The 25042-nt window shown below is 72.9% G+C and carries 27 protein-coding genes, 1 other RNA gene and 1 pseudogene; 13 read left to right on the top strand and 16 right to left on the bottom strand.

Features of this window, described 5'->3' with window-relative positions:
- Window positions 1-23: 23 nt before the first annotated feature.
- Window positions 24-872, bottom strand: a complete 849-nt coding sequence (locus ASG32_RS08190; RefSeq protein ID WP_056524425.1) for a hypothetical protein — start codon at window positions 870-872, stop codon at window positions 24-26.
- Between the two features lie 299 nt (window positions 873-1171).
- Between ASG32_RS08190 and ASG32_RS08185 the strand changes: the two genes are divergently transcribed.
- From ASG32_RS08185 to ASG32_RS08170, 4 genes are all read left to right on the top strand, one after another.
- Window positions 1172-1771: a superoxide dismutase gene (locus ASG32_RS08185; RefSeq protein ID WP_020091320.1), complete on the top strand. Its 600-nt coding sequence runs from the start codon at window positions 1172-1174 to the stop codon at window positions 1769-1771.
- A 200-nt stretch (window positions 1772-1971) separates the two neighbouring features.
- Entirely contained in the window at window positions 1972-3498 is a 1527-nt protein-coding gene (gene murJ / locus ASG32_RS08180) for a murein biosynthesis integral membrane protein MurJ (RefSeq protein WP_056524422.1), read from the top strand.
- Between the two features lie 71 nt (window positions 3499-3569).
- Entirely contained in the window at window positions 3570-4247 is a 678-nt protein-coding gene (locus ASG32_RS08175) for a haloacid dehalogenase type II (protein ID WP_020091318.1), read from the top strand.
- 268 nt (window positions 4248-4515) lie between these two features.
- The gene (locus ASG32_RS08170; protein ID WP_085986790.1) at window positions 4516-4863 is read left to right on the top strand and encodes a hypothetical protein; all 348 of its coding nucleotides are present in this window, start codon (window positions 4516-4518) and stop codon (window positions 4861-4863) included.
- A gap of 54 nt (window positions 4864-4917) precedes the next feature.
- Here ASG32_RS08170 and ASG32_RS08165 read toward each other — a convergent pair whose 3' ends face one another.
- The 3 genes from ASG32_RS08165 to ASG32_RS08155 form a co-directional block, all read right to left on the bottom strand.
- Window positions 4918-6675, bottom strand: a complete 1758-nt coding sequence (locus tag ASG32_RS08165) for a carbamoyltransferase C-terminal domain-containing protein (protein ID WP_056524419.1) — start codon at window positions 6673-6675, stop codon at window positions 4918-4920.
- 177 nt (window positions 6676-6852) lie between these two features.
- Window positions 6853-8055 carry a Na+/H+ antiporter NhaA gene (nhaA, locus tag ASG32_RS08160; RefSeq protein WP_056524415.1) on the bottom strand — a complete coding sequence of 401 codons (1203 nt, stop codon included), beginning with the start codon at window positions 8053-8055 and terminating at the stop codon, window positions 6853-6855.
- Window positions 8056-8109: 54 nt separating this feature from the next.
- The gene (locus tag ASG32_RS08155) at window positions 8110-8751 is read right to left on the bottom strand and encodes a TlpA disulfide reductase family protein (protein WP_056524413.1); all 642 of its coding nucleotides are present in this window, start codon (window positions 8749-8751) and stop codon (window positions 8110-8112) included.
- A 42-nt stretch (window positions 8752-8793) separates the two neighbouring features.
- Here ASG32_RS08155 and argH point away from each other — a divergent pair, with 42 nt between their 5' ends.
- The 3 genes from argH to ASG32_RS08140 all read left to right on the top strand — a co-directional run bounded on the left by argH (window position 8794) and on the right by ASG32_RS08140 (window position 11545).
- Complete coding sequence (gene argH / locus ASG32_RS08150; protein WP_056524410.1) at window positions 8794-10173, top strand: argininosuccinate lyase; 1380 nt, start codon at window positions 8794-8796, stop codon at window positions 10171-10173.
- A gap of 253 nt (window positions 10174-10426) precedes the next feature.
- Window positions 10427-10708 (top strand): hypothetical protein, encoded by a 282-nt coding sequence (locus ASG32_RS08145; protein WP_056524407.1) that lies wholly within the window; start codon window positions 10427-10429, stop codon window positions 10706-10708.
- 108 nt (window positions 10709-10816) lie between these two features.
- The gene (locus tag ASG32_RS08140; protein ID WP_056524404.1) at window positions 10817-11545 is read left to right on the top strand and encodes a hypothetical protein; all 729 of its coding nucleotides are present in this window, start codon (window positions 10817-10819) and stop codon (window positions 11543-11545) included.
- An 8-nt stretch (window positions 11546-11553) separates the two neighbouring features.
- Here ASG32_RS08140 and ASG32_RS08135 read toward each other — a convergent pair whose 3' ends face one another.
- On the bottom strand, window positions 11554-11835 hold the full coding sequence (locus ASG32_RS08135; RefSeq protein WP_056524401.1) for a hypothetical protein: 282 nt from the start codon (window positions 11833-11835) through the stop codon (window positions 11554-11556).
- A gap of 407 nt (window positions 11836-12242) precedes the next feature.
- A complete protein-coding gene (locus ASG32_RS08130; RefSeq protein WP_056524398.1) occupies window positions 12243-12920 on the bottom strand; it encodes an HAD family hydrolase in 678 nt (225 codons plus the stop codon).
- A gap of 198 nt (window positions 12921-13118) precedes the next feature.
- Here ASG32_RS08130 and ASG32_RS08125 point away from each other — a divergent pair, with 198 nt between their 5' ends.
- On the top strand, window positions 13119-13439 hold the full coding sequence (locus tag ASG32_RS08125; RefSeq protein WP_056524395.1) for a hypothetical protein: 321 nt from the start codon (window positions 13119-13121) through the stop codon (window positions 13437-13439).
- A 53-nt stretch (window positions 13440-13492) separates the two neighbouring features.
- Here ASG32_RS08125 and ASG32_RS08120 read toward each other — a convergent pair.
- From ASG32_RS08120 to ASG32_RS08115, 3 genes and pseudogenes are all read right to left on the bottom strand, one after another.
- Window positions 13493-13945, bottom strand: a pseudogene (locus ASG32_RS08120) (PAS domain-containing protein); the annotation flags it as partial.
- Between the two features lie 353 nt (window positions 13946-14298).
- Window positions 14299-14466: a hypothetical protein gene (locus ASG32_RS34400; protein WP_175556360.1), complete on the bottom strand. Its 168-nt coding sequence runs from the start codon at window positions 14464-14466 to the stop codon at window positions 14299-14301.
- 9 nt (window positions 14467-14475) lie between these two features.
- Window positions 14476-16002, bottom strand: coding sequence for an FAD-dependent monooxygenase (locus ASG32_RS08115; RefSeq protein ID WP_056524392.1), 1527 nt, complete (start codon window positions 16000-16002; stop codon window positions 14476-14478).
- A gap of 55 nt (window positions 16003-16057) precedes the next feature.
- On the opposite strand from ASG32_RS08115, the gene ASG32_RS08110 reads away from it, so the two are divergent.
- Window positions 16058-16711 carry a TetR/AcrR family transcriptional regulator gene (locus tag ASG32_RS08110; protein ID WP_056524582.1) on the top strand — a complete coding sequence of 218 codons (654 nt, stop codon included), beginning with the start codon at window positions 16058-16060 and terminating at the stop codon, window positions 16709-16711.
- Between the two features lie 25 nt (window positions 16712-16736).
- On the opposite strand, the gene mepA is transcribed toward ASG32_RS08110, so the two are convergent.
- Window positions 16737-17657: a penicillin-insensitive murein endopeptidase gene (gene mepA, locus ASG32_RS08105; protein WP_020091303.1), complete on the bottom strand. Its 921-nt coding sequence runs from the start codon at window positions 17655-17657 to the stop codon at window positions 16737-16739.
- A 120-nt stretch (window positions 17658-17777) separates the two neighbouring features.
- On the opposite strand from mepA, the gene ASG32_RS08100 reads away from it, so the two are divergent.
- The gene (locus tag ASG32_RS08100; RefSeq protein ID WP_020091302.1) at window positions 17778-18194 is read left to right on the top strand and encodes a PRC-barrel domain-containing protein; all 417 of its coding nucleotides are present in this window, start codon (window positions 17778-17780) and stop codon (window positions 18192-18194) included.
- Between the two features lie 25 nt (window positions 18195-18219).
- Here ASG32_RS08100 and ASG32_RS08095 read toward each other — a convergent pair whose 3' ends face one another.
- The 4 genes from ASG32_RS08095 to fumC all read right to left on the bottom strand — a co-directional run bounded on the left by ASG32_RS08095 (window position 18220) and on the right by fumC (window position 20960).
- Window positions 18220-18846, bottom strand: coding sequence for a ParB-like protein (locus ASG32_RS08095; protein WP_056524389.1), 627 nt, complete (start codon window positions 18844-18846; stop codon window positions 18220-18222).
- An 82-nt stretch (window positions 18847-18928) separates the two neighbouring features.
- Complete coding sequence (locus tag ASG32_RS08090) at window positions 18929-19153, bottom strand: ribbon-helix-helix domain-containing protein (RefSeq protein WP_056524386.1); 225 nt, start codon at window positions 19151-19153, stop codon at window positions 18929-18931.
- A gap of 137 nt (window positions 19154-19290) precedes the next feature.
- Window positions 19291-19488: a DUF4169 family protein gene (locus ASG32_RS08085; protein ID WP_056524383.1), complete on the bottom strand. Its 198-nt coding sequence runs from the start codon at window positions 19486-19488 to the stop codon at window positions 19291-19293.
- A gap of 62 nt (window positions 19489-19550) precedes the next feature.
- A complete protein-coding gene (gene fumC, locus ASG32_RS08080; RefSeq protein WP_056524379.1) occupies window positions 19551-20960 on the bottom strand; it encodes a class II fumarate hydratase in 1410 nt (469 codons plus the stop codon).
- Window positions 20961-21082: 122 nt separating this feature from the next.
- Between fumC and ASG32_RS08075 the strand changes: the two genes are divergently transcribed.
- Together ASG32_RS08075 and ASG32_RS08070 are read left to right on the top strand one after the other, a co-directional pair.
- Entirely contained in the window at window positions 21083-22477 is a 1395-nt protein-coding gene (locus ASG32_RS08075) for a cytochrome P450 (protein ID WP_056524579.1), read from the top strand.
- A gap of 85 nt (window positions 22478-22562) precedes the next feature.
- Entirely contained in the window at window positions 22563-22841 is a 279-nt protein-coding gene (locus tag ASG32_RS08070) for a hypothetical protein (protein ID WP_056524376.1), read from the top strand.
- Window positions 22842-23063: 222 nt separating this feature from the next.
- On the opposite strand, the gene ASG32_RS08065 is transcribed toward ASG32_RS08070, so the two are convergent.
- Both ASG32_RS08065 and ssrA read right to left on the bottom strand, forming a co-directional pair.
- Window positions 23064-23690, bottom strand: coding sequence for an SspB family protein (locus ASG32_RS08065; protein WP_056524371.1), 627 nt, complete (start codon window positions 23688-23690; stop codon window positions 23064-23066).
- Window positions 23691-23754: 64 nt separating this feature from the next.
- Window positions 23755-24136: a transfer-messenger RNA gene (gene ssrA / locus ASG32_RS32255) on the bottom strand.
- On the opposite strand from ssrA, the gene ASG32_RS08060 reads away from it, so the two are divergent.
- A complete protein-coding gene (locus tag ASG32_RS08060) occupies window positions 24128-24985 on the top strand; it encodes a type II CAAX endopeptidase family protein (RefSeq protein WP_056524368.1) in 858 nt (285 codons plus the stop codon). The genes ssrA and ASG32_RS08060 overlap by 9 nt on opposite strands.
- The last annotated feature ends 57 nt before the right edge of the window (window positions 24986-25042 follow it).

Genomic DNA, 25042 nt, shown 5'->3' with positions numbered 1-25042 from the left:
CCGCGGCCGTCCCCGGGGCGGGTTCACGCCGCGCCGCGGGTTCCGGACTCGCCGCCGCCGTCCACGAAGGCCTTCAGCTCGTCGAGGGACGCGAAGGTGAAGCGGCCCTGCGGCGTCTCCGCCTCGATCGAGCCGTCCTCGAACATCACGTAGGTGTTGCCGCCGGAGGCGTAGCGCCCCACGACGGTGCGCGGGGCGGCCGGTGGGGCCGGCTCGGGCTCGGGGGGCGTGTCGAGGCTCGGGCGCAGGGCCGGCGGCTCCTCCGCGGCTGCCTTCTCGGGCTCTTCCCGCGGCGGCGGCTCGGGGGCGGCGAACAGGTCGTCCTCGGGCGCGATCGCGCGCTCGGTCGGCGCGTCCGGCTCGGGGCGGCGGTCCGCCTCCGGGACGCGGACGGGCGGGACCACGGGCGCCGGTTCGGCCGGAACCGACTTCGGGGTCTCGACCGCGCCGGGTTCTGGGAAGCGGGCGCGGGCCTCGTCGGCCCGGAGCTCCAGGCTCGGCTCGATCCGGGGCCGCTCGGGATCGAAGGCCGGCTCGACCACCGACGGCACGATGAAGGCGGGCGCCGCCGGCAGGACCGGCGGCAGCCGGGTCCGGGCCTCGTCGACGGGGGCCAGTGCCGATGCCGGTGCCGCCGCGGGGGCCGGCCGCGCGCCGGTCACCGGGGCGCGCCCGAGCGCGCGCTCCACCCGCCGGAAGCCGAGCGCCACGACGCCGAGGCCGAGCAGCACCGCGCCCGACGAGGCCGCGACCGATCCCGCGATCACCATCGCGAGCCCGCTCTCCAGACGCACGTACGGGAAGCCCTGGATCACGGCGGCGCAGCCCCCGATGATCATGGCGGCGGCGAGCGCGAACAGCGCAGCGATCATGGTACTCTCTGACACGGGCCGGCTGACGGCCGGCGCTCAAGGCGTGCCGCACAGTAAGGCCTAGCCGTCATATTGCAAAACTCGGGGCCGAGATGTCTGGGAAACCGGAATAGTCCGGATCTGCGCCGGCTATCTCCGGGCCGGCCGAGCCGCCGCGTGCCGGCGATCTGCGGAACTTCCCGCGCCGCCGTGGCGGAACGGCGTTGCCGTCCCGCGGCCACCGACTTACCTAGCGGGCTCTCGACTCGGGAGCCCCCGCCGGGGACGAGGCCGCCCCCTGCTAAGCGGAGATAGACGCGATGACCTTCACCCTGCCGGAACTGCCCTACGCCTACGACGCGCTGGGGCCGTACATGTCGAAGGAGACCCTCGAGTTCCACCACGACAAGCACCACAAGGCCTACGTCGACACGGGCAACAAGCTGCTTGAGGGCACGGATCTCCAGGGCAAGAGCGTCGAGGAGATCGTCAAGGCCGCCTACAACACGAATCAGCCGCTCTTCAACAACGCCGGCCAGCACTACAACCACATCCACTTCTGGCAGTGGATGAAGCCGAACGGCGGCGGCGCGATCCCGGGCGCGCTGGCCAAGAAGATCGACGAGGATCTCGGCGGCGCCGAGAAGTTCAAGGCGGACTTCATCCAGGCGGGCGTCGGCCAGTTCGGCTCGGGCTGGGCGTGGCTCGCCGTCAAGGACGGCAAGCTCGCGATCATGAAGACCCCGAACGGCGAGAACCCGCTGGTCCACGGCGCCAAGCCGATCCTCGGCGTCGACGTGTGGGAGCACTCCTACTACATCGACTACCGCAACCGCCGGCCCGACTACCTGAAGGCGTTCATCGAGAACCTCGTGAACTGGGAGCACGTGGAGAAGATGTACGCCGAGGCGACCCGCTGAGGCGTATCGCCGGTGCCGCGGATCCTGTGTCCGCGGCACCCTTGAGGTGGCGCACGAAACCGGCTCTTGATGCGCGCGACGCCGGCTGACCCGGTGCAGATGGGGCCGGCCATTTCCTCTCGATCGACACGCGCGACGCTTCGACCGTGCTCCCGCCCGCCCCCGTTGCGGGGGGAGGTGGTGGGCGAGCGCCCCAACCCATGATCCGCTCGATCCTGTCGGTCGGCGGCTGGACCCTGGTCTCCCGCGTCACCGGCTTCGCCCGCGACGTGGTCATGGCCGCCGTGATGGGCGCCGGGCCGCTGGCGGACGCCTTCGTGGTCGCCTTCCGGCTCCCGAACCATTTCCGCGCGATCTTCGGCGAGGGCGCGTTCAACACCGCCTTCGTGCCGGCCTATGCCGGGCTCGCGGAGGCCGGCGAGCCCGGGGCGGCGCACCGCTTCGCCGACCGCGTCTTCACCCTGATGCTGATCGTGCAGCTCGTGCTGCTCAATCTCGCCCTGCCGGCCATGCCCTGGGTGGTCCACGCCCTGGCGCCGGGCTTCGCCGAGGACGGCGAGCGCTTCCAGCTCGCCGTGGCGCTGACCCGCATCACCTTCCCGTACCTGCTGTTCATGACGCTGGTGACGCTGCTGTCGGGCATCCTGAACGCCCACCGGCACTTCGCCGTGGCGGCGGGCGCCCCGGTCCTGCTCAACCTCGCCATGCTGGCGGCCCTGGGGTTGAGCTTCCTGTTCCCGAACGCGGCCTACGCCGCCGCCTGGGGCGTCGCGGTCTCGGGCGTGCTCCAGTTCGGGCTGCTGTGGTGGGGCTGCCGCCGCGTCCGCGTGATGCCGGACCTCGCGGTGCCGCGCCTCGATCCCGCGCTCAAGCGCTTCTTCGTCGTGCTCGGGCCCGCGGTGATCGGCTCGGCCGGCTTCCAGATCGCGGCCTTCGCCGACACGATCATCGCGAGCTGGCTGCCCACCGGGGCGGTCTCGGCGCTCTACTACGCCGACCGGCTCTACCAGCTGCCCTTCGGCGTCATCGCCATCGCGGCCGGCACCGTGCTGCTGCCCGAGATGAGCCGCCGGATCGCGGCCGGCGACGTCGCCGGCGCCCACGCGGCCCAGAACCGGGCCGCGGGCTTCTCCCTGGCCCTCTCGGCGCCGTTCACCGTGGCGTTCCTGACCATCCCGAGCCTGATCATGGCGGCCCTGTTCCAGCGCGGCGCCTTCAGCGCCGAGGACGCGGCGCGGGCGGCCTCGGTGCTGGCGGCCTACGGCCTCGCGCTGCCGGCCGTCGTGCTGGTGCGCAGCGCCGTGGCGAGCTTCTACGCCCGCCAGGACACGAAGACGCCGCTCTGGGCCTCCCTGACCGCGATCGGCGTCAACGTCATCCTGAAGCTGTGGCTCACCGGCCCCTACGGCGTCACCGGCCTCGCGCTCGCCACCGCGGTCGCCCAGTGGGTGAACCTGCTGCTGCTGCTCGTCCTGGCCAAGCGCCGGGACTGGACGGCGCCGGGGCGCACGCTCGGCCTCACCGTCGCGGGGGTGGCGCTGGCCTGCCTCGGGCTCGCGGCGGTCGCCGTCTACGGCCAGGGGCTCGTCCAGGCGCTGGTGCCGGCGCTGCCGCACGGGCGCGACCTCGTCGTCCTGGCGGTGCTGGGGCTCGCCGGAGCCCTGGTCTACGGCGGCCTGCTGGCGGGCCTGCTGCACCTGTTCGGCCTGCGCCTGCGCCGGGCCTGAGTGACCCGGCCGGGCTCGCCGCCGCGCGGGTCCGGCCCCAGATCGGGCGAGAGCACCCAGTGAGGACCGCCATGACCGACGCACCGAATCCCCTCGCGGGCGTGAAGGCCGCGGTGTTCGACGCCTACGGCACGCTGTTCGACGTGAACGCCGCGGTCCAGCGCTACGCCGAGGCGGTGGGGCCGGACGCCGCCCACCTCTCCGAGGTCTGGCGCAACAAGCAGCTCGAGTACAGCTGGACCCTGTCGCTGATGGGCCAGTACGCCGCCTTCTGGGACCTCACCGTGCGGGCCCTCGACTACGCCCTGGCGGTCCACCCGAACGTCGATCCCGGTCTGCGCGAGCGGCTCCTCGACGCCTACCGGGACCTCGAGGCCTACCCGGAGGTCCCGGGCGTGCTGGCGGCCCTGCGCAAGCGTGGCATCCGCACCGCCGTCCTCACCAACGGCAACGCCGCCATGGTCGACCGGGCGGTCGCCTCCGCGGGGCTGGCCGACCACCTCGACGCGGTCCTCTCGGTGGACGACGCGCAGGTGTTCAAGACCCATCCCGACGCCTACCGGATCGCCCTGACCCGGCTGGCGGTGGGGCAGGGCGACGTGCTGTTCTGCTCGTCGAACCGCTGGGACGTGGCGGGGGCGGGGGCCTTCGGGTTCCGGACCGCCTGGGTCAACCGCAGGGGCCTGCCCGACGAGTACGCGGATCTGGCGCCCACGACGGTGGTGGGATCTCTCGACGGGCTGCTCTGAAGGGGGATCTGCGGCAGCCGCGTCCGGCGCGGGAAGTGCCCATTCCGTCCTTGCGAGCGCAGCGAAGCAATCCAGGGACACGGCTGCATCCGGGCAAAGCGCGCTGCCCTGGGTTGCTTCGCTGCGCTCGCAAGGACGGCAGCGCCTCGCCTCGGGCCGGAGCGACCGCGGGCCGCCTTATCCGGCACACAATTCAATTGGCCCACTTCGCGGATTCTTAATCCTCCCGGTGTTGGATCATCCTCAACACGAACGGGAGATGTTTCGCGTGTCCTTGAACGGTTCCTTCACGACGATCCGCGCTGGGGCCGCAGCCCTCGCGGTCACCCTGGTGCTCGGGGCGGTCGCCCCGGCCACCGCCCGCGACCAGACCGGCGCCATCGTCGGCGGCCTCGCGGCCGGCGTCGTCGGCGGCATGGTCGGCAGCGCCCTCGTCAACGGCGCGAACCCGCCGCCGCCGCCGCCGCCGGAGTACCGCCCGCGCCGGGTCGTGGTCGAGGAGCCCGAGACCATCGTGGTGCGCGAGCGCCGCGGCCCGATCTGCCACTACGAGCGCCGCAAGGAGTGGCTCGGCGACGGCGAGTTCACCTACCGCCGCGTCGAGGTCTGCGAGTAAATTGCGTCCGCGGTTATCGGACCGGCGCCGCGTCCCCCGGGGGCGCGGCGCGTCTCATTTCACGACCAGCCAGTCCTCGACCACGAGGGCGTCGAGGCCGGTGGTGTAGAACATCAGGATCGCGTCCTCCGCGCCGTGGAGGATCGGCTTGCCCATCACGTTGAAGCTCGTGTTGAGCAGGATCGGCACGCCGGTGATCTCCGCGAAGGCGCCGATCAGGGCCGCGTAGGCCGGGTTGCGCGCCGCCGTGACGCTCTGGAGCCGGCCGGTGCCGTCCGCGTGGACCACCGCAGGGACGCGGGCGCGGACCGCCTCGCGCCAGACCAGGGTGCGCTCCATGTAGGGGCTGTCGGCGTAATCCTCGAACCAGTCCGGCCCGGCCTCCGCCAGGATCGACGGCGCGAACGGCCTGAACGCCTCCCGGTACTTCACCTTGGCGTTGAGGGCGTCCTTGGCGCCCTCCGGCCGCGGATCGGCCAGGATCGACCGGTTGCCGAGCGCCCGGGGCCCGAACTCCGCCCGGCCCTGCACCCAGCCGACGAGGCCGCCCTCGGCCAGGATCCGCGCCGCCCCGCGGGTCGCCTCCGCGTGGCCGACGCGCCGAGCGCGGGGCTCCTGCTCGGCGAGCCGCTCCATCGCGCCGGTCGGGACCCGCGAGCCCAGATAGGGCGAGAGCGGGCGCTGCGCCGGCGGCGGCCCGGCCCAGTCCGGATGGTCCTCCGCGTAGGCGAGCCACGCCGCGCCGACCGCGTTGCCGTCGTCCGCCGGGGCCGAGGGCACGTGCAGCCGGGTGAAGCCGGACCGGCCGAGCACCCGGCCGTTGTAGGAGGAGTTCAGCCCGCAGCCGCCCGCGATCACGAGGTTCTCGGACGGCGCCAGCGCGTGGGCCTCCGCCACCAGCGCGTCCATCAGCGTCGCGAACAGGTCCTGGCCGCAGCGGGCGAGGTCGGGCCAGCCGTTCTCCAGGGCATCGGCCGGACGGCGGGCGCGGATCTCCGCGGCGACCGCCCGGATCGTCTCCGCGTCGGCGTAGCGCAGGCGGTGGCCCTCGACCGTGCAGAGCCGGCCGAGCAGGGCGGCGAGGTCCGGGTCGGGCCGGCCGTAGGGGGCGAGCCCCATGATCTTCCACTCCTCGCCCTTCACCTGATCGAAGCCGGCGAGGTCGGTGATCAGCCCGTACAGGAAGCCCAGCGAGCCGCGCCCGCGGTGGCGGCGCAGCTCCGTGATCCGGCCGCCCTCCAGGCGGTAGATCGCCGCCGCACCGGTCTCGCCCATGCCGTCGACCACCAGGGCGGTGGCCGTCTCGAAGGGGCTGCCCCAGAGGCCGTAGGCGGCGTGGCACAGGTGGTGCGGGTAGCGCCGCTGCCCGGCGATCGTCGCCCGGGGCGCCGCGCCGCTGATCCGCGCCTCCTGGTTCAGGGCCAGCAGGGTGCCGTGGCCGGCCCGCTCCTGCGCGCCGTGGAGGTCGGCGATGAACACCCGCTCGGCCTGCTCGGGCACGAAGGAGCGGTTGAGCGCCGTGGTGTGGGCGGCGAGCGCCATCAGGTCGAAGGCCCCGGCGCCGGCCTGACCCCGCAGGAAGTCGGTGAATTGCGGGCCCCAGGTCGAGGCGACGACGAGTTCCGAGCCCGGCGGGACGTGCGCCTTCAGCAGTGCGGCCATCTGCGACGGGGCGTCCGGCTCGCAGTTCGGCGCGCGCTTGTACTGCAGGGCGCGCTCCGCCGCCTCGGCGAAGAGCAGGGTGCCGTCGGGCCCGACCAGGGCGAGGGCCGGGTCGTGGAAGGTGGTGGCGAGGCCGAGATAGAAGCGCATGCCCACGGGGGGTAGCGCATTTTCGCGCCGGACGGAGCCCGGCACGTGCGCGAGGTGCCGTCCTTGCGCCGCCGTCATTGCGAGCGGAGCGAAGCAATCTAGACGGCGCCACGCTTCCCGATGTTCCGCTGCACTGGGTTGCTTCGCTGCGCTTGCAATGACGAAGCGCGCCGCCCCCTAGTGTGGGGCGACGCGGCGCTTCGCGACGAGGAGGATCGCCGCGCCGGCGACTCCCGACAGGGCCGAGCCCGCGAGCACGCCGAGCTTCACGGCGGTCTCGTGCTGCGGGTCCGGGAAGGCGAGGCCGCCGATGAACAGGCTCATGGTGAAGCCGATGCCGCACAGGACCGCGACCCCGTAGACCTGCCCCCAGCCGGCCCCGGCCGGGCGCTTGGCCCATCCCAGCGCCACGGCCAGCCGCAGGCTCGCGAACACGCCGGCCTGCTTGCCGAGGAACAAGCCCGCCGCGATGCCGAGCGTCACCGGCTGGAGCAGGGCCTCGGGGGTGAGGCCGGAGAGGTCCACGCCGGCATTGGCGAAGCCGAAGACCGGGACCACCCCGTAGGTGATCCAGGGGGCGAGGGCGTGCTCCAGCCGGTGCAGGGGCGAGTGCGCGTCCTCCGGCCGGCCCGGGCTGACCCGGATCGGGATCGTGAGCGCGAGCAACACCCCCGCGATCGTCGCGTGGATCCCGGAGCGCAGCACGAGGACCCACAGCACGAGGCCGAGGAGCCCGTAGGCCGGGAGCCACCCGATCCCCGCCCGGTTGAGGCCGTAGAGGGCGGCCAGCACCGCGGCGGCGAGCGCCAGCATGGTGAGGTCGAGGCCGGAGCTGTAGAACAGCGCGATCACCACCACGGCGCCGAGGTCGTCGACGATGGCGACCGCGCTGAGGAAGATCTTGAGGGAGACCGGCACCCGCGACCCGAGGAGCGCGAGGACGCCCAGCGCGAAGGCGATGTCGGTGGCGGCCGGGATCGCCCAGCCCCGCAGGGTGCCGGCCCCGAGATTGGCGAGCGCGTAGAATGCGGCCGGGACCGCCATGCCGCCGAGCGCGGCGAAGCCCGGCAGGACCCGGTCGGGCCAGGTCCGCAGCCGCCCGTCGAGGGCCTCGCGCTTGATCTCCAGCCCGACCAGCAGGAAGAACCCGGCCATCAGGCCGTCGTTGATCCAGTGCTGGACGCTCATCGGGCCGAGTTCGGCGTGGAGGGCGTGCGCGTAGGTGTCCGCGAGCGGCCCGTTGGCGACGACCAGCGCCAGGGCCGCCGCCGCCATCAGGATCAGCCCGCCCGCCGCCTCGCCGGCGAGCAGCGTGCGGATGATCGAGAGGGGGCGGGGCCTCCGCCTCGGAGGGGCGCGGTCAGGGGCGGGCGAGGTCATCGCGACACGCCTTGCCGCGCATCGGAGACGCGCGCAACCGCGCGGCCGCGACCGTTACGACGTCCGCCCCAGCGCCGCGCGGATCAGCGCCAGCCCGTCCGGGCTCGACCACGCGGCCGGCCCCTTCATCACCCCGATCGTGCAGCCCTGCGCGTCGACCAGCATCGTGGTCGGGAGGCCGGGCGACTGCGTGTCGCGCTGGAGGATCGGCAGCACGCGGCCGCCGGGATCGGCGTAGAAGGCGAGGTCGTGGATGCCCGCCTGCTTCAGCCATTCCGACGGCTTCTCGAGGTTGCGCGTGTCGACGTTGATCGCGACGACCTGGAAGTCGGGCCCGCCGAGCTGCGCCTGGAGCCGGTCGAGGGCCGGCATCTCGGCCTTGCAGGGCGCGCACCACGTCGCCCAGAGATTCACGAGGAGCAGCCGGCCCCTGAGGTCGGCGAGGCCGGTCTCGGCGCCGTCCGGCCCCTTGAACCGGATGTCCGGCGCGGGCCGGGCCTGCGGCGGGGCCTGCATGGCGGCGACCTCGCCCTTCGCGGCCGCATCGACCCGGGCGAGCGCCGGCTTGGCGGCGGCGCAGGGCTGAAGGGCGCCGCCCGTGTTGCCGGGCAGGAGACCGCTCCCGTATAGGGCGAGGCCGAGGACGGCGAGCGCGGCGACGCCCGCGCCGGCCAGGATGGGCGTGCGGCCGGGCATCAGGCTCGGGCCTCGGGACGGTCAGGGCGCGGAAGGATCGACATGAGCAACCGGATGTGGGGCGGCCGCTTCGCGAGCGGCCCGGCGGAGATCATGGAGGAGATCAACGCCTCCATCGGATTCGACAAGCGCCTCGCGCCCCAGGATATCCGCGGCTCGCTGGCGCATGTGGCGATGCTGGGCCAAGCCGGCATCCTGCCGGCGGAGGATGTGGCCGCGATCGAGGCCGGGCTCAAGTCCGTGCGCGACGAGATCGAGGGCGGAAGCTTCGTGTACAAGCGCGAGCTCGAGGACATCCACATGTCGGTGGAGAGCCGGCTGACCGAGATCGTCGGCCCGGCCGCCGGGCGCCTGCACACGGCGCGCTCGCGCAATGACCAGGTCGCCACCGACATGAAGCTGTGGGTGCGCGACACCCTCGATTCCCTCGACCAGCAGGCCGCCGACCTGCAGCGCGCCTTCAGCCAGGCGGCGCTGAAGCACGCCGGCACCGTGATGCCGGGCTTCACCCATCTCCAGTCGGCCCAGCCGGTGACCTTCGGCCATCACTGCCTCGCCTATGTCGAGATGCTGGCCCGCGACCGGGGCCGGTTCCGCGACGCCCGGGCGCGGCTCAACGAGTGCCCGCTCGGCGCCGCGGCGCTCGCCGGCACCTCCTTCCCGATCGACCGGCACGCCACCGCGGCGGCCCTCGGCTTCGACCGGCCGACCGCCAACTCCCTCGACTCGGTCGCCGACCGCGACTTCGCCCTGGAGGCGCTGGCGGCGGCCTCGATCTGCGCCGTGCACCTGTCGCGCTTCGCCGAGGAGCTGGTGGTCTGGACCTCGGCCCAGTTCAACTTCGTGCGGCTGTCGGACGGGTTCACCACCGGCTCGTCGATCATGCCGCAGAAGCGCAACCCCGACGCCGCCGAGCTGGTGCGCGCGAAGAGCGGCCGGATCATCGGCGCGCTGACCGGCCTGCTCATCGTCATGAAGGGCCTGCCGCTCGCCTACTCGAAGGACATGCAGGAGGACAAGGAGGGCACCTTCGACGCCCTCCAGGCCCTGTCCCTGTGCCTCGCCGCCATGACCGGCATGGTGAAGGACCTGGAGCCCAACGCCGAAGTGCTCGGCCGCGCCGCCGGCTCCGGCTACGCCACCGCCACCGACCTCGCCGACTGGCTGGTGCGCGAGCTCGGCCTGCCGTTCCGGCAGGCGCACCACGTCACCGGCCGCCTCGTCGGCGCGGCCTCCGCCAAGGGCGTCGGCCTCGAGGCGCTGTCGCTGCCCGAGATGCAGGAGGCGGAGCCGCGGATCACCGAGGCGGTCTACGCGGTGCTGGGCGTCGAGAACTCGGTGGCGAGCCGCACCAGCTACGGCGGCACCGCGCCCGACAACGTCCGGCGCCAGGCGCAGGCCTGGATCGAGCGGCTGGGCTGAGCCGCCGCGGCCGACGGCGACCGGCGCCGGCTGGTGCCTCGCGCCGCTAGCCCCTGAGGGTTGCCGGGGGGCTGCGGCCCGCCGCTCCGCCCGCGGGGCGGCCCCCCGGTCGCCTCGGATCGGGGAACGGGCCCCCGCTCATCCACAGGACCGTTCAAAATTGTGCATTGCAACCCTCGGCCCACCCGCGCGTTCACCGTCTGGCTAAGTCCGCTCAGCTACAAGCTTCGCCGTCTGGATCGGAGTTCGCAGGATGCCTGTCGAGAGTTGGCTGAACACGGAGGAGGTGCCGGATTTCGCGGCGCACGCCACGGCGATGATCGACGCCGCCCTGACCGGTTCGGGCCTGACACGCGAGTCCTACTGGGCCGCCGTCCGCAAGGGCTACAACACCCCCTACAACGATCCGCCCCGCAAGGCCGCTCCGCCGGTCCGGCCGAACGCGATCGCGGTGCCCGCCGGCCCGGCGGTCGAGGCGCTGCCGGTCCCGGCCGTCGTCATCGCGGCCCGGGCGACGGAAGCCCGCGCCGTCTGATTGTCGACGGATCCCGCCTCGCCATCTTGCAGACGTTTTACGCAAGCTTCACTAATCCCGAACCCCGGTCCGGCTCCTGACGGAGCCGCCCGTCGTCAGGAAGTGAAGATGGTCCGCGTCCCCCGCTCGCTCCCGGTCGGAGCTCTCGCCCTGCTCGCCTCCGGGCTGGTTACCGGCCTCGTCGGAGGTGTGCTCGGCGGGACCTGCCTGGTCGCGACGGCGGCCCACGCCCAGGACGCGGCGGCGGCCCCGGACGCCGGCGGTGGCGACGCGGCCCCGTCGCGGCGCGGGCGGCGGCACGGCCGCGAGCGGAGCAAGCGCGCCGAGAAGAAGACCGCGACCCCGCCGGGGATGCAGCAGGCCACCCCGGTGGCGATCTTCGGCGACTGGAACGTGTTCGTGAACGGCGACGGCCGCAACAAGCTCTGCTACGCGATCGCGCAGCCGCAGACGCGCTCGCCCAAGACCCTGAAGCGCGACACCGCCTACCTGTTCGTGAGCGTGCGCAAGGGCGAGAACATCCAGAACGAGGTGGCAGTGATGCTGGGCTTCCCGTCGAAGCCCGCGGCCTCCCAGGTCAAGCCCGGCTCCGCGGCCGCGCCGACCGACCCGAGCCTCAACCTCGGCGCCAGCCGCTACGGCCTCGTGGTCAAGGACGGCAATGCCTGGCTGCAGAACCCCGCCGAGGAGGCGCGGGTCGTCTCCGAGATGAGCGCCCGCAACCCTAAGATCATCATCAAGGCCACGTCGATGCGCGGGAACCCGACGAGCGACGAGTACGCGCTCGGCGGATTCGCGGAGGCCATGAAGCGCACCCGGGACGAGTGCAGCAAGTAGCGGGCGGGTCAGGCCCGCCGCAGCGCGGGCCGGTGCGACCGGTCGGGGGACCGGGCGCTCATGCTCGCGCGGGCCGCGCGGGCGGCCTGCTCGGCCGTGCGGAACACGGCGCCGTCGAGCCCGTCGAAATCGCGCGCGGACGAGAAGAACCGGACGCCGCGCCCCTCGGGGACGGCGATCCCGGCGGTGACCTCACCGATCTCGATCACCCGGGCGGGTTCGCTCGGGCCGAGGGCTGGGTCCGCGAGGTCGGGACGGTCTTCGGGTTTGTACTCTGCGAGGCTGTGCATCGGATCGGGAACTCCCTGGGCCGGCCGGTCGCCGTGCCGGATCGCGTTGGCTGCTGCGGAGGATCGACGGGGCTCAGCGTCGACAGCGCTGGCGGGCGGCGGGGCAGCAGGGGGCGATCGGGAGCGGGTATCGAAGGGACGATGTGCGAGTGACCATCGGACGTCCTCCAGACTGAAGGACCGCGCGGCGCGAGGCCGGCGCAGTGCTTTAGCGTTTGATCACGCGGCGCAAGCTACGCTTCTCAAAGGACCGCGGCCGGTCCTGTCGCGCACCCGAAGTGCGCGGCCGGGCCGGCATCCCTGAAGATGGGCGCGGCACGGCGCACCGTCAACGGAACGGACTTCCGATTTCGAGGGCCGGCCTGGCAGGAAGCCGGTCCCGGGCACGCGTCCGGGAGGCGGATCGTTCAGGCCGCGGCGATCACCGCGGCGAGGTCGGAGAAGTCCGAGAAGATCCGGGCCGCGCCGGCCTCCGCGAGCCCGGCGCCCGCCGGGTCGTGACCCCAGTGGCCGCCGCCGGTGAAGCCCGCGACCCGCATGCCGGCGCTCCGGGCCGCCGTGACCCCGGGAACGCTGTCCTCGATCACGAGGCAGGCCGCCGGAGCGACGCCCATCCGCTCGGCGGCCAACAGGAACAGGTCGGGGAAGGGCTTGCCCCGCGCCACCTGCGCCGAGGAGAAGACGCGGTCGCCGAACAGGGGGAGCAGCCCGGTCAGCGTCAGGGAGTGGCGCAGCCGCACCGGATCGCTGCTCGACGCGACGCAGACCGGCAGGCCCACGGCGGCGACCGCCTCGGCGACGCCGCGCATCGCCCGCAGCTCCGCGTCGAACAGCGCCAGGGTCTCGGCCTTCACCGCCTCGACGAAGCCGTCCGGGGCGGTGACGCCGTAGTCGCGGGCGATATGCGCCATGATCGAGGGCATCGCGGTGCCGGTGAAGCGCGCCCGCACGGTGGCGAAGTCGATGTCCACGCCGATCCGGTTGAGCCCGGCCGTCAGGCAGGCGAGGCTCAGGGGCTCGCTGTCCACCAGGACGCCGTCGCAATCGAAGATCACGAGGCCGAGATTCGTCGCGCGCGCGTCCAAGGTCGACCGTTCCCGCACGGCCCGCCGCCGCCGGGCGACCCTGTGGCACGGGCCCGAGGGCCCCGCAACCGCGCGGATCGACGCTCGCCCCGGGCACTGACCGGGTGCTTGCACCTTGCGGCGCGGCCCCATACTCCCGGGGCGGGCGCGCCGATCCGGCACCCACGGCCCGTAAGGCAAGGCTCAGAAGGCCCCGCGATGTTCCGCTTCCTGGCCCGCGTCCTGGGCTTCCTGCTGATGGCCGGCGGCTTCGTCGCGCTGGTCTACGACGGTGCCCGCTCCATCGCCAACAACGGGCTGCGGGTGACGCCGCTCTCCGACGTGATCGCCACCCTGTTCAAGGACAAGGCCAGCGCCCTGCAGGGCAGCGTGGAGGGGGCGGTGCCCTGGCTCTGGCACATCCTGGGCCTGCCGCTCACCCTGGCGCCGGCCTCCCTGATCGGCCTCGGCCTCGGCGCGGTCCTGCTCTGGCTCGGCCAGCCGGGCCGCGAGCCGATCGGGTTCCTGACGAAGCCCTGATCCGACGAAGCCCTGATCCTCCGGGCGGCCTAGCGGGCGGCCTAGCGAGCGGCGAGCTTGGCCTCGGCCTCGGCCAGGGCGGCCTTCAGCCGCTCGATCTCGGCGGTCAGCGCGTAGTGCTCGCTGACGTCGAGCTGCGAGGCGAAGAAGTAGACCACCCGTCCCGCCTCGTCCCGCACCGGGCCGACGTAGAGGGCGTTCTGGAAGGTCGAGCCGTCCCTGCGGTAGTTGAGGAGGTCGACCCGGATGTCTTCCTCCCGCCGGACGGCCGCGCGGAGGCGGTCGACGGCCGCCGCCTCGGTGTCGGGCCCCTGCAGGAAGCGGCAATTGCGGCCGACCACCTCCATCCGGGTGTAGCCGGTCAGCTTCAGGAAGGCGTCGTTCACGAAGACGATCGGGTTATCGTGCTGGGCCGGATCGGTGATGATCATCGGCATCCGGGTCGCCCGCACGGCGGCCGCGAAGGGATCGCCCCGGTGCGCCTCCGCCTTGAGGTCGTCCGGCACGTGGCTCGTGGCGGGGTCCCGCCCGTCTCCATCCGGATCAGCCCCTCACAGCGCCGCGCAGGGCGGCCGTCCGACCCGCGTCGTCGGGGCACCAAGCCGGAATTTGCCCGCGCGGTCCAGTCTCTCGCGGCGCGGTTCGCGGAGGGCGGGCGCCGAACGTCGTCCGGCGGTCCCCGCCTTCCCGTATCGGGCGGCGCCCGAGACCGGGAGGCGGGCCGCTGGCGCACCGCTTCGCGGGGGCCTGCCACCAGCAGGCCCCTGCCAAGAAGCTGGCCAAGAACCGGGCCAAGAAGCTGGCCAAGAACTCGGCCGGCTGTTGCGGCCCGGTGGGAACCGGCGGCGGCACCCGAGCCTCACGGGCTCCGGCCGTCGGGCCGCGTCTGCGGGCCCGGCGCCGGGGCGCCGGCGGCGCCGCCCCGCAGGGGCGGCGTGCTGTTCGGGCTGCGCAGCACGATCAGGACGCTGCCGAGGACCGAGAGGGCGAGGGCGGTCGCGAGGAGGATGAAGAGCCAGCGGGGCATCCGGGGCGGTTAGCACATCGGAGCCGGCGCGCCGAGCGGCCCGGCCGGTGACGGGCCGAACCAGCGGCCCACCGCCTCCCGCAGGCCGTCGAGGGCGGTTGCCGCGCCCGTCCAGGCGACGCAGCCGTCGGGGCGGACCAGCGTCGAGGGCCCGTCCGGGACCGCCACGCAGGTCACCCGGCCCGTCGCCGCGGCGACCATCCGGGAGGCGGCGCCGTCGGCGCTGCCGTCGACGAGGAGGCCCCGGCCGTCCTGCATCGCGCCGTAGAGCGTCGCGCCGCCGGCGCCGAGCGGCCCGTCGCCGGCCATCCGGCCGACCGCGTCCTCCGGCGAGCCGAGATCGTACCGGGCGCTCAGGCCGCGCATCAGGCCGCCGAGGATCCGGCTGACCTCGTCGCTCTCCAGGAGCCGCGCCATCAGGTCGCGCAGCGCGCCCGATTGCGGATCGGGCCGCAGGATCGCCGCCTGGGCGCGGGTGTTGGCCGTGACGGCCTCGGCCACCGGGCGCCGCTCGGCCGTGTAGGTGTCGAGCAGGGTCTCGGGCATCTCCCCGCGCAGCACGGCGGCGAGCTTCCAGCCGAGATTGGCGGCGTCGCCCAGGCCGAGGCTCAGGCCCTGGCCGCCGAAGGGCGCGTGGACGTGCGCCGCGTCGCCGGCGAGCAGCACGCGGCCCCGGCGGTAGGTGTCGACGAGGCGCGTGTTGTCGGCCCACCGGTTCGCGACCGCGACCCGGGCGACGCGGACGTCCGTGCCGCTGACCCGGCGCAGCGCGGTCTCGATCTCGTCGCGCGTGACGGGCGCCTGCCGGTCGGCCGGCGGGCCGCTGAAATCCAGCATGAACAGGCGGCGCGGGAACGGCCCGTGGCCGTAGACGCCCCCCGGCCCGCGGTGCCAGCCGACCGGCAGCGCGCCGGCGGGATCAACGAGATCGGCGATCGCCTGGTACATGGTGAGCGTCGGCGGCGTGCCGGGGAAGGCGAAGCCGGCCATCTTGCGGACCGCGCTGCGGCCGCCGTCGCAGCCGACGAGATAGGCGCAGCGGACGCGCGCGTCGCCCGTCGGCGCGGTCCAGGCCACCTCGACCCCGTCGGCCGCCTCCGTGAAGCCCGTGAGCGTGCAGCCGCGGCGCAGGTCGATCCCGAGCGCCACGGCGCGGTCGAGCAGCATGGCTTCAAGGCTCTGCTGATCGACCGCGCGCATGCGCCGGTCCGGCTCCGCCTGCGGGCCGCGGCGGATGAACAGGAAGCCGAAATGGCCGCTGAACTGCGCCCCGCGCGGGCCGCCGCCGACCTGACCCGGCAGGCGGTCCATCGCCGCGAGGCTCCGCGCCTCGGCGGCCTCGATCGCCGCGCCCATCCCCCGCCGCTGCAGCGCCTCGACGCCCAGGGGGCCGAGCCCCAGCGCCTTGATGGTGGTGCTCGGCTCGGTGAGGCGCTCCAGCACCCGGACGCGCGCGCCCCCGAGGGTCAGCTCGATGGCGGTGAAGAGCCCCACCGGCCCGGCTCCAACCACGACGACGTCGACAGACCTGTGCATGGACTTAATCCATTTCTATACTAAGTCTACAAATGGATGTGGTATGGAGCGGCGCATGTCAACGCCTCCCGACCGCCGGTCCCGCAAGCGCCTCGCCACCCGGCAGGCCATCTCCGACGCCGCCACGCGGCTGTTCCTGGAGCGCGGCTTCGACGCCGTGACGGTGGATGAGATCGCGGCGGCTGCGGATGTCGGCCGGATGACCGTGTTCAACCATTTCCCCCGCAAGGAGGACATGTTCTACGACCGCGATGAGGAGGGGCGCGCACTCCTGCGCGAGACCCTGCGGCAGCGCGATCCCCGGGTCGCGCCGGTCGAGACGCTCCGCCAGCTGGCGCACCGGCTGGTGACGGGCCGGAACCCGGTCGTGGAATTCTCGGCGCGCAGCGGCGCCTTCGTCGCGACGGCGGCCGGGAGCGAGACGCTCAAGGCCCGGGCCCGGGCGATCCGGGACGAACTCGCGGGCGTGGTGCGGGTCGCGCTCGCCGAATCCGTCGGGCGCGGGCCGGAGGATCCCGACGCCGACCTGGCGGCCGGCCTGCTGCTGGCGACCTGGAGCGTGGCCTTCCTCCGGGCGCACCGGACCTTCCGGGCGACGCGGCGGACGGAGGCGGCGAATGCCGCCTTCCTGGCGGTCATCGACCGGGGGACGGCCGGCCTCGCGGCGGCGCTGGCCGGCACGCCCTACACGGAGGCGGCCGCGCCCTGAGCGGCGACCACCCCGGGGGCCCGGCCTACGGTGCCTTCAGCACCGCCCGGCAGGCGGCGGGCAGCGCCGCCATGGTCATGGCGGGCTTGGCCTTCGGCGGCGTCTTCGGGGGCTTCGGGTGGAGCACCGCGTCCGAGAACCAGTAGCTGAGGTCGTCGCAGCCGTCGCCCGGCGGCGGCGCGCCCTGGGGCTGGCAATCCTCCTGGCCGGCCGGGCAGGAAAGCCGGATATGGTAGTGGTAATTGTGCCCGTACATCGGGCGGACCTTGGACATCCAGCGGCTGCCCGCGGCGTCGCGGCAGAGGGCCTTCTTGATCGCCGCGTTGACGAAGATGCGCTCCACCTCCGGCTGCTCGGCGGTGATCTTGATCAGCTGCAGGTGCGTGGGCGTCCAGACCTGGGGATCGATGTCGAGGCGGTCGCGGCGGACCATGTCGGTGGCCGAGGTCTCCTCGCGCTCCGCCCGGCTCATGCGGTGGTCGGGCATCGGCGTCAGCCAGACGTCGGCGTCGATGCCGATCTGGTGCGAGGCGTGGCCGGTGATCATCGGGCCGCCGCGGGGCTGGGCCATGTCGCCCACGAGGAGGCCGGGCCAGCCGACCCGGGCGGCCTTCTGCGACAGCCGCTCGATGAAGTCGACGAGGTAGGGCGTGCCCCACATCCGGTTGCGGGACGGGCGCATGACCTGCCAGTTCGGCCCGTCGAGCGGCAGCGCCTCGCCGCCGGCGAAGCAGCCCTTGGCGTAGAAGCCGTAGATGTGGGCCGGACCGGAGGACGCCTTGGTGACCCGCCCGAACAGCGCCTTGGCGGGCGTCGAGGGCGCGTCCGGATGCTCCAGGGGCGGCAGCGGCTTCGGATTGACGCTGCCGCGATCCTGGGCCTGCGCGGCGGCGGGCAGGAGCAGGGCGGCGAGCGCGAGGCTCTGGGCGAAACGCGGCATCGGCATGCGGGGGCTGTTCGTCCGGCTGGAGAGGGCGGGCGCGGGCGCCCGCCGGAACGTGGCCCAGGGGCGGGGCGTTTTTCGGGCAGACGGCGCGCGTCGCGCGGAAACGGTCGGGAGGCGGCGATGACGGCCACGGGAACGGGAACGGACACCGGTCAGCCCGGCACGGCGAACCCGGCCGGCCGGGAGCCCCGCCGCCTGATCGCCAGCGATCGGGTCATCGGGACGGATGTCCGCCGGCCCGACGGGACACGGGTCGGACGGATCGAGCGGCTGATGCTCGACAAGGTCTCGGGCCGGGTCGCCTACGCGGTGATGAGCTTCGGCGGGTTCCTGGGCCTCGGCGAGGACTTCTACACGCTGCCCTGGTCGGTGCTGCGGTTCGAGCCGCAGCAGGACGCCTACGTGGTCGACATCACCGAGGCGCAGCTGCGCGCCGCCCCGGCCCGCACCCCCGAGGGCACCGATCCGGCCGCGGACGGCGCCTGGGAGGAGCAGATCCACCGCTACTACGACGCGGCGCCCTACTGGGGCATCTAGGCGGCGCCGCGACCGTCTGCGGGTCTCAGCGGACGTGGCGCGTGACCGGCCCGCACCAGCCGGGCAGGTAGTCGGCGTCCTTGGACTTGGCCAGCGACATCGCCCGCTCCAGGGCCGAGGAGAAGTCGTTCTCGATCCGCTTCTCCTTGATGTTCCGCCGCAGGAAGTCGGCCCAGAGAAACTCGCTGAACGGCGTCGTGTCCTTCGCGAAGCCGCCGGCCCGGCGCAACTCGCCGGCGAGGCTGCGATAGGGGTCGTCCACCAGGCCGTCGACGGATTTCGGGATGTCGTCGAAGTGCTGGCGCACGCCGTCGGCGTCGTAGGGGTGGGTCCAGGACTTGTGGTCGCAGACCGTCCAGAACGCGTCCTTGTCGAGGTAGTGCAGGTCGGCCACCACGGTGACGAGCACGTTCTCGACGCCCTCCTCGTGCAGGGCGCGGGAGAGGTGGTGGTGATCGATGATGTAGTGGCGCTTCTTCGGCCCGAGCAGCGTCGGGATCATGTGGGCGCCGAGGAATTCCTTCTTCTTCTCGCCGTCGTACTCCCGCCAGCGCCGCCGCTTCTCCGCCACTTCCCGGTAGCCCACGGTCATCTGCGTCGGGCGCAGCTCCGCGATCGGGATGGTCTTGAGCAGCGGCTCTCTACTGGCCATGGGGTCTCCTTCGTGCGTGGATTTGTCACGCGATCGTCAGACACCTATTCAGGATCGGGAGAGCGGCCAGGGCGCGCGGCGCTCACGTTTCCGGCATCGCGCGGACGGCCTCCAGCACGTACACGCGGATCGCCGAGGACAGGTTCTGGCCGTCGCGGCCGGCGTCGATGTGCCCGATGAGGGCCTGGACCGACTGGCCCCGCGCCTCCGCGATCGCCCGCAGGGCCGCCCAGAACGGGTCCTCCAGGGACACGCTGGTCCGGTGGCCGGCGATCATCACGGAGCGCTTGGTGATGCCCGGGCTCATGGCGAGGCGGCTGCGCGTCCCGTGCTCGCGAGCGGAGCGAAGCGATCCAGGGCAGCGCGACCCTGGTCGGCGTGGCGCGACTGGATCGCTTCGCTCCGCTCGCAAGGACGGTGGGGCTGCTGCATCCGGATTTGCTCTCAGTCTGCCGGATCGGGCTCGCCCCGCTCCAGGCGGTGGCCCTCGTGCCGCTCGGTCTCCAGGGCCTTGCGGCGCTGCTGGAGGGTCCTGGCCTTCTTCGGCTGCCCGAAGGCGATGCGGTTGGACTCGGCCTTCGTGTCGGCCTCGGCGCGGGCCTTCGCCTTGCGGACCTGCCGCAGGTTGATGATCTCGGCCATGGATCGCCTCCCGGCAATGGCGGCCGGCGCAGGACATCCGCGCCGGCCAAATACCCAAGAAACTAATCGGCGCTGGGGGCCAGCATGGTCTCCGGCCGGACCACGCGCTCGAACTCCGCCTCGGTCACGTAGCCGAGGCGCAGGGCCTCCTCCTTGAGGGTCGTGCCGTTCTTGTGCGCGGTCTTGGCGATCTCGGCGGCCTTGTCGTAGCCGATCGAGGGGGCGAGCGCGGTGACCAGCATGAGCGACCGGCTCATCAGGTCGGCGATCTTGTCCTCGTTGGCCTTGATGCCGACGACGCAATTGTCGGTGAAGCTCACCGCCGCGTCGGCGAGCAGGCGGATCGACTGCAGCACCGCGTTGGCGATCACCGGCTTGAACACGTTGAGCTCGAAATTGCCCTGGGAGCCGGCGAAGCTCACCGTGGTGCCGTTGCCGATCACCTGGGCGCAGACCATCGTCAGGGCCTCGCACTGGGTCGGGTTGACCTTGCCGGGCATGATCGAGGAGCCGGGCTCGTTCTCGGGGAGCGACAGCTCGCCGAGGCCGGAGCGCGGGCCCGAGCCGAGGAAGCGGATATCCTGGGCGATCTTGAACAGGCCGGCGGCGAGCGCCGAGAGGGCACCCTGCGTGAACACCAGGGCGTCGTGGGTCGCGAGCGCCTCGAACTTGTTCTCGGCCGACGTGAAGGGCAGGCCGGTCAGCTCGGCGACCTTGGCGGCGAAGCGCTCGGCGAATTCCGGATGGGCGTTGAGGCCGGTGCCGACCGCCGTGCCCCCCTGGGCGAGCGCCAGCACCCCCGGCAGGGTCGCGGCGACCCGCGAGCCGCCGAGGGCGACCTGCGCGACGTAGCCGGAGAATTCCTGGCCGAGGGAGACCGGCGTCGCGTCCTGCAGGTGGGTGCGCCCGATCTTGACGATCGCGTCGAAGGCCTTGGCCTTGGCGTCGAGGGCGGCGTGGAGGTGGGAGAGCGCCGGCAGCAGGCGGCCCTGGATCTCGCGGGCCACCGCGATGTGCATGGCCGTGGGGAAGGTGTCGTTGGAGGACTGGCCGCGGTTGCAGTGGTCGTTCGGGTGGACCGGCGACTTGCCGCCGCGCTGGCCGCCCAGGCGCTCGTTGGCGAGGCTGGCGATCACCTCGTTGGCGTTCATGTTCGACTGGGTGCCCGAGCCGGTCTGGTAGATGACGAGCGGGAACTCGTCGTCGTAGCGGCCCTCGACCACCTCGGCGGCCGAGGCCGCGATGGCGTCGGCGAGCTTCGGGTCGAGGGCGCCGAGATCCTTGTTCACCAGGGCGGCGGCCTGCTTCACCACCCCGAGGGCGTGGACGAGCGGCGCCGGCATCCGGTCGGTGCCGATCTTGAAGTTCTGGATCGAGCGCTGCGTCTGTGCGCCCCAGTAGCGGTGGGCCGGGACCTCGATCGGACCGAAGGTGTCGGACTCGGTGCGGCTGGCGGTCTCGGTGGGCGACATCGTGGCCTCTACGTCTGGTGCAGTGCGGTGCCTACTTAAATGAGGCGCGGGTGAATCGCGATGCCGGTTTTCCCCGGTGCGCCGACAAGGGCGGGGCTCTGTTCCCGCCGGACAAGGAGCCGATGAGCGCCACGATCGATCTCTCCGAACCGATGGCCGGCACCCGGTTCCGCCCCGTCGTGCCGCCGCCGCTGAAGGAGCCGCTCGGCCTGTTCGAGTTCCTGCGGGCGGCGCGCAAGAACCCGATCACCACCTGGATGGACGCGCATTTCAAGCTGCCGGTCGTGGCGGCCGAGGGCGCGATGGGCCGGATCACCCTGGTGAGCGACCCGGCGCTGATCCGCTACCTGCTGATCGAGAACCCCGACGGCTACCGCAAGGACGACCTCCAGCGCCGCGTGCTGGCCCCGGGGCTCGGCAACGGCCTGCTCAGCGCCGAGGGCGACGAGTGGCGGCTCCAGCGCCGGACGCTGGCGCCGATCTTCAACGCCCGCACGGTCCAGGGCTTCTCCGACGCGATGAACGCCGCCGGGGCGCGGCTCGGCCGCCGCCTCGTCCGCCGCAACGGCAAGCGGGTCGACGTCGCCCTGGAGATGACCCGCGTCACCCTCGACGTGCTGGAGCGGACGATCTTCACGCAAGGGCTGCCGAGCGATCCCGACGCGCTGGGCCGCGCGATCACGCGCTTCCTCGAGGCCGTCGGGCCGATCGACCCCCTCGACGTGTTCGGCGTGCCCGATTTCGTGCCGCGGATCGGCCGGTTGCGGGCGCGGCCCGCGGGGCGCTTCTTCGCCGAGGTGGTCGACGAACTGATCGCCCGGCGCAAGGCGCTGATGACGGGGGGCGAGGCGCCGCGGGACCTGCTGACGCTGCTGCTCGCCGCGCAGGATCCCGAGACCGGCAACGGGCTCTCGGACCTCGCCGTGAAGGCCAACATCGTCACCTTCATCGCCGCCGGCCACGAGACCACGGCCAATTCCCTGACCTGGGCACTCTACTGCCTGTCGCAGGATCCCGCCGCGCAGGCGCGGGTCGAGGCCGAGGTCGACGCGGCCGGGCCGGGGGATTTCGCCGTCGAGCGCCTGCCCTTCACCCGGGCGGTGATCGAGGAGGCGATGCGGCTGTTCCCGCCGGTGCCGTTCCTCAGCCGGCAGGCGGTCCGCGACGACCGGCTCGGCCGGATCAAGGTGCCGCGGGGCTCGCTGGTGATGGTGGCGCCCTGGGTGCTCCACCGCCACCAGCTGCTCTGGGACGACCCGGAGGCCTTCGTGCCGGAGCGGTTCCTGCCCGAGAACCGGGACGCGATCCCGCGCTTCGCCTACCTGCCGTTCGGGGCGGGGCCGCGGGTCTGCATCGGCCAGAGCTTCTCGATCCAGGAGGCGGTGATCGTGCTGGCCCACGTGGTCCGGGCGGTGCGCTTCCGGCTGCCGGTGGATCACCCCGCGGTCACGCCGCTCCACCGGGTGACGCTCCGGCCGGAGCACGGCTTGCGGATGGAGGCCGAGCGGCGAGCGTGAGCGGGTTGCCGGGTTCCCCGTGCGTTCTCACATTGCCGGAACGGGTCAGCAGAGTCGCGCTGGCTGAGATCGGGCACGAACCGCGATGGTCGACACCGTTGCTCCCGTGACGCTGGATTATGCCGAGCAGGTCGCCCGCGTCCTGCGCTCCAATGCGGAAACGGAAAAGTTCGTGGCCGAGCAGCGGAAGCTGATCGACGAGCAGACCAAGCTTCAGGCGGAGGCGGCGAAGCTGCACGCCGAGACGCTCAAGCTCGGTCGAGACCGTGTCCTGGCCCCGCTCTCCATCGGTTTCGCCGGCATGGCAGCCGCGGCCGCATTCTTCGGCGCGGGCGCCGCGTTCGTCAAACTTCTGAGCCCCTGACCGTCGATCTGGGGCACGACCGGCGCCGGCGCGGTCCGAAATGCCTGCCGCGACTGTGTGAAGCTCCCTGGGCTATCGTCTAGGCGACGTTCTGTCGTGGCCGGCTACGGAGCACGCCCCCGAGCTTCGATTTGAGCGCGTTACCATCGCCTCGCCTCGCCGCGCCTGAGCCTGACGGATCTCGCAGCGGAAAGGTCGTGACCGAGTCGGCCAGGGGCGATCTCAGCTCTTCTTGCGGAAGGCGTCCAGGCTCACGACCTCGGCGCTGCCCTCCTCGCCCTCCTTCTTGGCGGCGGGGCGGGGGGGCTTGTCGTCGGTCTTGCCGGCGTCCTTCTCGCCCGGGGCGGCGGGCGCGGGCAGCCCTTTCGGCGCGCCCGCGCCGATCGTCGCGAGACCGGCGCTCTTGGGCCGCACCTCGCCGGGTTCCGAGCCGGCGCCGCGGGGACCGGGCTTGGCCGGGGCGGCGTTGGCCTCCTCGGGGGTCTCGCCGGCCTCGCTGAGGTCGAACTTCAGGCCGAACTGCACGGAGGGGTCGAAGAAGCCCGACAGGGCGTCGAACGGCACCAGCAGGCGCTCCGGCACGCCCGAGAAGGACAGGCCGACCTCGAAGGCGTGCTCGGTGACGTTGAGGTCCCAGAACTGGTGCTGCAGGACGATCGTCATGTCCTGCGGGTACTTCTCGCGCAGGGCCTGCGACATCCGCACGCCGGGGGCCTCCGTCCGGAACGAGACGTAGAAATGGTGCTCGCCCATCAGCCCCTCGCGGGCCGCGTCGGTCAGCACCTTGCGCACCACGCCGCGCAGGGCGTCCTGTACCAGGAGGTCGTAGCGGATCAGGTCGTCTGCCATCTGCGGTCGCGCTCTCGCCCGGTCTGCCCGGCGCCCCGCCGCGGATGGCCGGACCGAGGACTGAAGTGGAGGCTTCTGTTGCCAGGCGCCTCCGAACCCCGCCTACGCGGAGCTACCCGCTAGGACTTCAGGTCGATATTGGGGACCGCTTACGCGGCCACCGCCACCGGAGCAAAGTTGTCGTTGGCAACTATTGCAAAGGCCCGATAACGGCGGAACCATGCCGAGCGAAAGCTCAACCTTTACGCCCTCGTCGATCCTATTTCGCCCCCGCCGAAGCCCCGGTTCCGATCACGCCCCTTGCGGCAGCATGTCCTGGGCTCGGGTGGAGGCGCCGGGTACCGCCCCCGGGTCCGATAGGTTTATTGCGAAGAACGTTTATCGCCATAGCCGGCCTCGCGACCGGCTCCCGAGATATAGAGGGGATCGGTCCGGTTTTGAAGCCCGATCGTGTCGCGCCGCCGCCTCATTTGGAGCCTCCGGGGGAGGCTGTTGCCGGAAGTGCGCAGTCGCGCGCCGCCGTCCCCGACGCGCGGGGCCCGCTCGAGCGCGTCTGGGGCGCGACGTGGCGGCTCGGCGCCCTGGTCGCCCTCGTGGTCGTCTATCTCGGCGCGGCGAGCCTCCTGTCCCTCGGCACGGTGCGCGTCGGCTTCGACCTCTGGAGCGGGATCGACCCGTTCCTGCCCCCCGAGCGGCGCCCGTTCCTGGGCGCCGTGGAACTCGCCCACCGGGCCTTCGCGATCGACGCCCTGCGCCAAGTCTACCTCGCCGCCCTGGTGCTCGGCGGCGCGTGGTGGCACGACCGGACCGGTTGGCGCCGCCGCCTCGCCCTCGACCGCGAGCGGCCGAACGGCATGCGGCCGGTCGCGCTGCTGGGCCTCCTCCTCGTGTGGCCGGTGCTGCACATCGCCTGGGTCACCGGCACGGCGGAGCTGTTCGGCGCGAGCTTCGGCCAGCACGTGCGGCTGTCGCCGTTCATGAGCCAGGCGGCGGTCGCGGCCTGGCTCGCCTATCTGGCGATCCTGGCGCCGGTGGCCGAGGAGCTGCTGCTGCGCGGCGAGGCCTTCGCCCGCGCCCGGGCGGCCGTCGGACCCGCGGGGGCGATCCTGGTCACCGCGCTCGTCTTCGCCGCCGCCCACATCTCGTCCTGGGGGCTCGCCCGGCCGGTCTCGCTGCTGCCCCTCGCCCTGGCGCTGGGCTGGCTGCGCTGGCGCACCGGCCGGCTCTGGCCCGGCATCGCCCTGCACGGCTGGTCGAACCTCGCCCTGGTGACCTACCTGCTCTGGCCGGTCTGAGGGCCGGTCTGAGGGCCGGTCTGGGGCCTGTCCGAGGCCGGCCTGGCCGACAGGGCG

The sequence above is a fragment of the Methylobacterium sp. Leaf361 genome (assembly GCF_001424445.1).
Classification (GTDB): Bacteria; Pseudomonadota; Alphaproteobacteria; order Rhizobiales; family Beijerinckiaceae; genus Methylobacterium.
Note: the sequence above shows the minus strand (reverse complement) of the source record. Positions and strands in the feature narration are given on the sequence as shown.

Excerpts from the sequence above, each read along its gene's own strand:
- ASG32_RS08190 (WP_056524425.1), bottom strand. The coding sequence starts at position 872 with ATGATCGCTGCGCTGTTCGCGCTCGCCGCCGCCATGATCATCGGGGGC.
- ASG32_RS08185 (WP_020091320.1), top strand. The coding sequence starts at position 1,172 with ATGACCTTCACCCTGCCGGAACTGCCCTACGCCTACGACGCGCTGGGG.
- murJ (WP_056524422.1), top strand. The coding sequence starts at position 1,972 with ATGATCCGCTCGATCCTGTCGGTCGGCGGCTGGACCCTGGTCTCCCGC.
- ASG32_RS08175 (WP_020091318.1), top strand. The coding sequence starts at position 3,570 with ATGACCGACGCACCGAATCCCCTCGCGGGCGTGAAGGCCGCGGTGTTC.
- ASG32_RS08165 (WP_056524419.1), bottom strand. The coding sequence starts at position 6,675 with ATGCGCTTCTATCTCGGCCTCGCCACCACCTTCCACGACCCGGCCCTC.
- nhaA (WP_056524415.1), bottom strand. The coding sequence starts at position 8,055 with ATGACCTCGCCCGCCCCTGACCGCGCCCCTCCGAGGCGGAGGCCCCGC.
- ASG32_RS08155 (WP_056524413.1), bottom strand. The coding sequence starts at position 8,751 with ATGCCCGGCCGCACGCCCATCCTGGCCGGCGCGGGCGTCGCCGCGCTC.
- argH (WP_056524410.1), top strand. The coding sequence starts at position 8,794 with ATGAGCAACCGGATGTGGGGCGGCCGCTTCGCGAGCGGCCCGGCGGAG.
- ASG32_RS08145 (WP_056524407.1), top strand. The coding sequence starts at position 10,427 with ATGCCTGTCGAGAGTTGGCTGAACACGGAGGAGGTGCCGGATTTCGCG.
- ASG32_RS08140 (WP_056524404.1), top strand. The coding sequence starts at position 10,817 with ATGGTCCGCGTCCCCCGCTCGCTCCCGGTCGGAGCTCTCGCCCTGCTC.
- ASG32_RS08135 (WP_056524401.1), bottom strand. The coding sequence starts at position 11,835 with ATGCACAGCCTCGCAGAGTACAAACCCGAAGACCGTCCCGACCTCGCG.
- ASG32_RS08125 (WP_056524395.1), top strand. The coding sequence starts at position 13,119 with ATGTTCCGCTTCCTGGCCCGCGTCCTGGGCTTCCTGCTGATGGCCGGC.
- ASG32_RS34400 (WP_175556360.1), bottom strand. The coding sequence starts at position 14,466 with ATGCCCCGCTGGCTCTTCATCCTCCTCGCGACCGCCCTCGCCCTCTCG.
- ASG32_RS08115 (WP_056524392.1), bottom strand. The coding sequence starts at position 16,002 with ATGCACAGGTCTGTCGACGTCGTCGTGGTTGGAGCCGGGCCGGTGGGG.
- ASG32_RS08110 (WP_056524582.1), top strand. The coding sequence starts at position 16,058 with ATGTCAACGCCTCCCGACCGCCGGTCCCGCAAGCGCCTCGCCACCCGG.
- mepA (WP_020091303.1), bottom strand. The coding sequence starts at position 17,657 with ATGCCGATGCCGCGTTTCGCCCAGAGCCTCGCGCTCGCCGCCCTGCTC.
- ASG32_RS08100 (WP_020091302.1), top strand. The coding sequence starts at position 17,778 with ATGACGGCCACGGGAACGGGAACGGACACCGGTCAGCCCGGCACGGCG.
- ASG32_RS08095 (WP_056524389.1), bottom strand. The coding sequence starts at position 18,846 with ATGGCCAGTAGAGAGCCGCTGCTCAAGACCATCCCGATCGCGGAGCTG.
- ASG32_RS08090 (WP_056524386.1), bottom strand. The coding sequence starts at position 19,153 with ATGAGCCCGGGCATCACCAAGCGCTCCGTGATGATCGCCGGCCACCGG.
- ASG32_RS08085 (WP_056524383.1), bottom strand. The coding sequence starts at position 19,488 with ATGGCCGAGATCATCAACCTGCGGCAGGTCCGCAAGGCGAAGGCCCGC.
- fumC (WP_056524379.1), bottom strand. The coding sequence starts at position 20,960 with ATGTCGCCCACCGAGACCGCCAGCCGCACCGAGTCCGACACCTTCGGT.
- ASG32_RS08075 (WP_056524579.1), top strand. The coding sequence starts at position 21,083 with ATGAGCGCCACGATCGATCTCTCCGAACCGATGGCCGGCACCCGGTTC.
- ASG32_RS08070 (WP_056524376.1), top strand. The coding sequence starts at position 22,563 with ATGGTCGACACCGTTGCTCCCGTGACGCTGGATTATGCCGAGCAGGTC.
- ASG32_RS08065 (WP_056524371.1), bottom strand. The coding sequence starts at position 23,690 with ATGGCAGACGACCTGATCCGCTACGACCTCCTGGTACAGGACGCCCTG.